At 66.5% G+C, this 3,431-nt stretch carries 5 protein-coding genes; 1 reads left to right on the forward strand and 4 read right to left on the reverse strand.

The window, feature by feature from the left end; translation table 11 throughout:
- Positions 1-388 (forward strand): molybdenum cofactor biosynthesis protein MoaE (locus AC14A7_RS08735; RefSeq protein ID WP_484008182.1); only part of this gene is annotated, 388 nt, incomplete at its 5' end.
- 1 nt (position 389) lies between these two features.
- Here the strand turns inward: AC14A7_RS08735 and AC14A7_RS08740 are convergent.
- From AC14A7_RS08740 to moaA, 4 genes are all read right to left on the reverse strand, one after another.
- Positions 390-1,700 carry a HipA domain-containing protein gene (locus tag AC14A7_RS08740; RefSeq protein ID WP_484008184.1) on the reverse strand — a complete coding sequence of 437 codons (1,311 nt, stop codon included), beginning with the start codon at positions 1,698-1,700 and terminating at the stop codon, positions 390-392.
- Positions 1,693-1,929 (reverse strand): helix-turn-helix domain-containing protein, encoded by a 237-nt coding sequence (locus AC14A7_RS08745; RefSeq protein WP_484008186.1) that lies wholly within the window; start codon positions 1,927-1,929, stop codon positions 1,693-1,695. The genes AC14A7_RS08740 and AC14A7_RS08745 overlap by 8 nt, the downstream gene beginning before the upstream one ends.
- Positions 1,930-2,057: 128 nt before the next feature.
- Positions 2,058-2,291, reverse strand: coding sequence for a MoaD/ThiS family protein (locus tag AC14A7_RS08750; RefSeq protein ID WP_484008187.1), 234 nt, complete (start codon positions 2,289-2,291; stop codon positions 2,058-2,060).
- Complete coding sequence (moaA, locus tag AC14A7_RS08755) at positions 2,284-3,351, reverse strand: GTP 3',8-cyclase MoaA (protein ID WP_484008189.1); 1,068 nt, start codon at positions 3,349-3,351, stop codon at positions 2,284-2,286. The genes AC14A7_RS08750 and moaA overlap by 8 nt, the downstream gene beginning before the upstream one ends.
- Between the last annotated feature and the right edge of the window lie 80 nt (positions 3,352-3,431).

Here is a 3,431-nt window from a genome sequence, read left to right on the forward strand (position 1 = left end):
CGACGAGTCTCTCGACGCCGCCGCCATCGAGGCCTTCGTGCTCGACTCGGCCAACGGCGCACTCGTGCAGTTCACCGGCATCGTGCGCAACCACGACCACGGTGACGCGGTCACGGCCCTCGACTACCAGGCGCACCCGGATGCCGCGGCATTCCTCGACGACGTCTGCCGCCAGGTGGCGCAATCGCACGGCCTCCGCGTCGCGGCCGCGCACCGCGTCGGGTCGCTCGTGGTCGGCGACACGGCTCTCGTCGCCGCGGTCGCCGCACCCCACCGCGCCGAGGCCTTCGCCGCCTGCGCAGAGCTCGTCGAACTCATCAAGCAGCAGGTGCCGATCTGGAAGCGCCAGCACCTCGAGGCCGGCACGACGGAGTGGGTCGGGCTCTAGCTCACCCTCGCGCCTGCTCCTCCACACTGTCGGGGGTTCCCAGTCGTGGCATCGCGAGAAGCGGGATCGGCGAGGAGATGCGAGCGCGACGGCCCGACGCCAGATTCTGCGCTTGACCGCGAACGTAACCAGGCACGTGTCGCTCGATAGACGCGTGTGCTGACACCCTCCGGGTGGCTTCGATGATTCCTTCTAGCGACTCGTTGACAGTCTCCCGCGCTAGCGCATCATCGACTCCCCACGCGCTCGCTTCAGCAACCAGATCGTCGGCCGTGACCTCCGGTAGGTCGGACTTTCCGTTGATCCTCATCGCAAGACCCGTGCCGAGGTGGTAGTCGAGTGCGAGAGGAGCTGCGTCGTAGAACGGGGCGAGGCGGGTGCGACCGGCGTCGTCGTGGAGGAGGGAGAAGTTCTTGGCGTGGGCATCGGTGTTCCCGGCCGCAACGTTGAGGACGGTGTACCTCAGCAGCTTCAGCCTGTCCCTGAACCGTGCCGAGTCAAACACGGAACGATCGGTGTCGAGCAGGCCCGCGACGGCCGCCAAGGTGGATCGCGCATTGTGTCGCTCGAACTTGTCGTTGCCTCCCCACGGCAGACCGAGCGCCTGGCCAGCATCCTCCTGATGCAGCCGCTCTAACGAGCCGCTGCTTCCGCGCCTGCGGTCGTACCGCTCGATTACGAGAACCTCACGGTTTCCGATGCTCTCAACCCATGTCTCGAATGGCGCCAGGTCGAGCTCGCGAGCGATTTGAAGCACGTAGTGCTCCGATTCCACCGATGACCTGTATTCGGCCTCGACCGGCTTCAGGATATGAGTTGACGGCAGCGTTCCGTTGCCACGCCACCACCGGCCGTTCTCGCGCGTGAGGGTCAGTTTTCGTTGAAATCCGGGGAGAGCGGACCCGCCTCCTCCGACAAGGAAGCCGGACGCGTCTGCGAGAAGGGCCGATACATCCGCCGGCGTCAGTGCCTCAGGCTCGGTTGGGTTGTTGGGACTCCCAACTCGAAGCGCCCCGGCCAGATCGGCCCCGACGTACCGGAGGAGGCCAGTCAGGTCATTCGATACGGTCTTCGCTCGGGCGGCGAGCCGATCGATGTGGCGCCCTTCGGGAAGCAGCGCTCCAAAGAACGACTCCGTCTGCTCGACACTCGATGAGGAAACTCGCAGGGAGCGACTCAAGACAGCGGAGTTGATGCCCCACCGCTGCTCTGCATCGTCTGACCAACGGAGAAGCGCCTTCCCCTCGACGTCCAGCAGCTCGCCGATGCATGTGCCGAAGAGTGCGACGGGCAGCTCATTGGCCTCAGTCACGGTGGTCACCCTCGTCGACCGTTTCCGCGGTGAGCACTATCCCGAGCTTGCGCAGGATGTCGAAGTAGTTGTGATCGATTCGTTTGGGCTTGCCGGTCTCCAGCTCGGAAAGATAGCGCTGGTTGGTGCCGAGTGCCGCTGCCAACTGCGCCTGCGAGAGATGAGCTCGCGTTCGTACCCGCTGGATCAGTCGGCCGAGGTCTTCAGGGCTTTCGATCAACGCTCGCACAGTGCCTCATTACTTGTTGGTAATAACTACTCGGCTGATTACGCAAGAGTAATGGACCGCTTCTCGATTACGCAAGCGTCATAGAGAGTCGTGTCATTACGTGTGAGTAATATCGCCTATCCGGATAGCTACCCGCCGGCGAACGGCGGCAGCACGTCCACCCGCTCGCCGATGGGCATCGAGTCGTCGCGGCTCACCACACCGTTGACAAGGAACGACCCTGCTGCGAGCACCTTCTGCATCGGCTCGCCGTAGCGCGCCGCGAGTATGGCCTTGAGCTCTGCGACGGTAGCGGCGTCGAGCTGCTCCTCCTCGAGACCGGCGGCGTCAGCTGCCGCCGCGAAGTACCGAACCTCAGCCACCGATCGCACCCATGCTGCGGATGGGGCGAACGAAGTCGGCGCGCTCCATGCCGTGCCCGGCCTGCTTGCCCCACATGGCTGCGCGCCACCAGTCGGCGATGACCGCATCGGTCGCCCCGGAGCGCAGCAGCCCGCGCAGGTCGGTCTCGTCGTCGCCGAAGAGGCACGAGCGCACGGTGCCCTCCGCGGTCACACGGGTGCGGTCGCAGGCGGAGCAGAAGCTGCGCGTCACGCTCGCGATGATGCCCACGGTGGCCGGCCCGCCATCCACGAGCCATTCCTCCGACGGGTCAGACGGGTCGACGCGGTGCGGCTGGGTGAGGGTGAATCGGGTCGAGAGTGCCTCGATGAGCTCGGATGCCGGAACCATGTTGTCGCGCGCCCACGCCTCGTCGGCGTCGAGCGGCATCTGCTCGATGAAGCGAAGGCGGGCGCCGTGCTCGAGCGACCACGCGAGCAGGTCGGCCGCGCCGCCCAGGGTGTCGCGCATGAGCACCGCGTTGATCTTGAGCGGGCTCACACCGGCACGCTGCGCTGCCTCTATGCCGGCGAAGACGCTCGGCAGGCGGTCGCGGCGGGTGAGGCGGGCGAAGTGGTCGCGGTCGACGGTGTCGAGCGAGATGTTGACCCGGTCGAGCCCGGCGGCGACGAGCTCGTCGATGCGCTTGTCGAGCCCGATGGCGTTCGTCGTCATGCTGATGCTCGCGGTGCCGGCGACGGCCCGCGAGAGACCGATGATCTCGGCGAGGTCGTGCCGCATGAGCGGCTCGCCGCCAGTGAACCGGATGTCGTGCACGCCGAGGTCGCGAACAGCGATACCCACGAGGCGCGCGATCTCCACCGCGGTCAGCAGGCTCTCTCGTGCGATGGCCGGCAGTCCAGCCTCCGGCATGCAGTAGGTGCAGCGCAGCGAGCACTTCTCCGTCACCGAGATGCGCAGATCGCGGGCGACGCGGCCGAAGCTGTCGAGCAGTCCGGCGTGCTCTGGCCTGCCATCGGTCGGCGGCATGGTCGCCGGGTCGCGCCGAACCACGGGGAGTCCGAGTTCGAGGCGCGTCATGGATTAACCCTAGGTGGTGCTGCGAGAGGAGTGTGTACCGACGACCGAGACGGTCGTCGGCGCTGGCGTCGCGGGGGGGG

The sequence above is a fragment of the Conyzicola sp. genome (assembly GCF_057073975.1).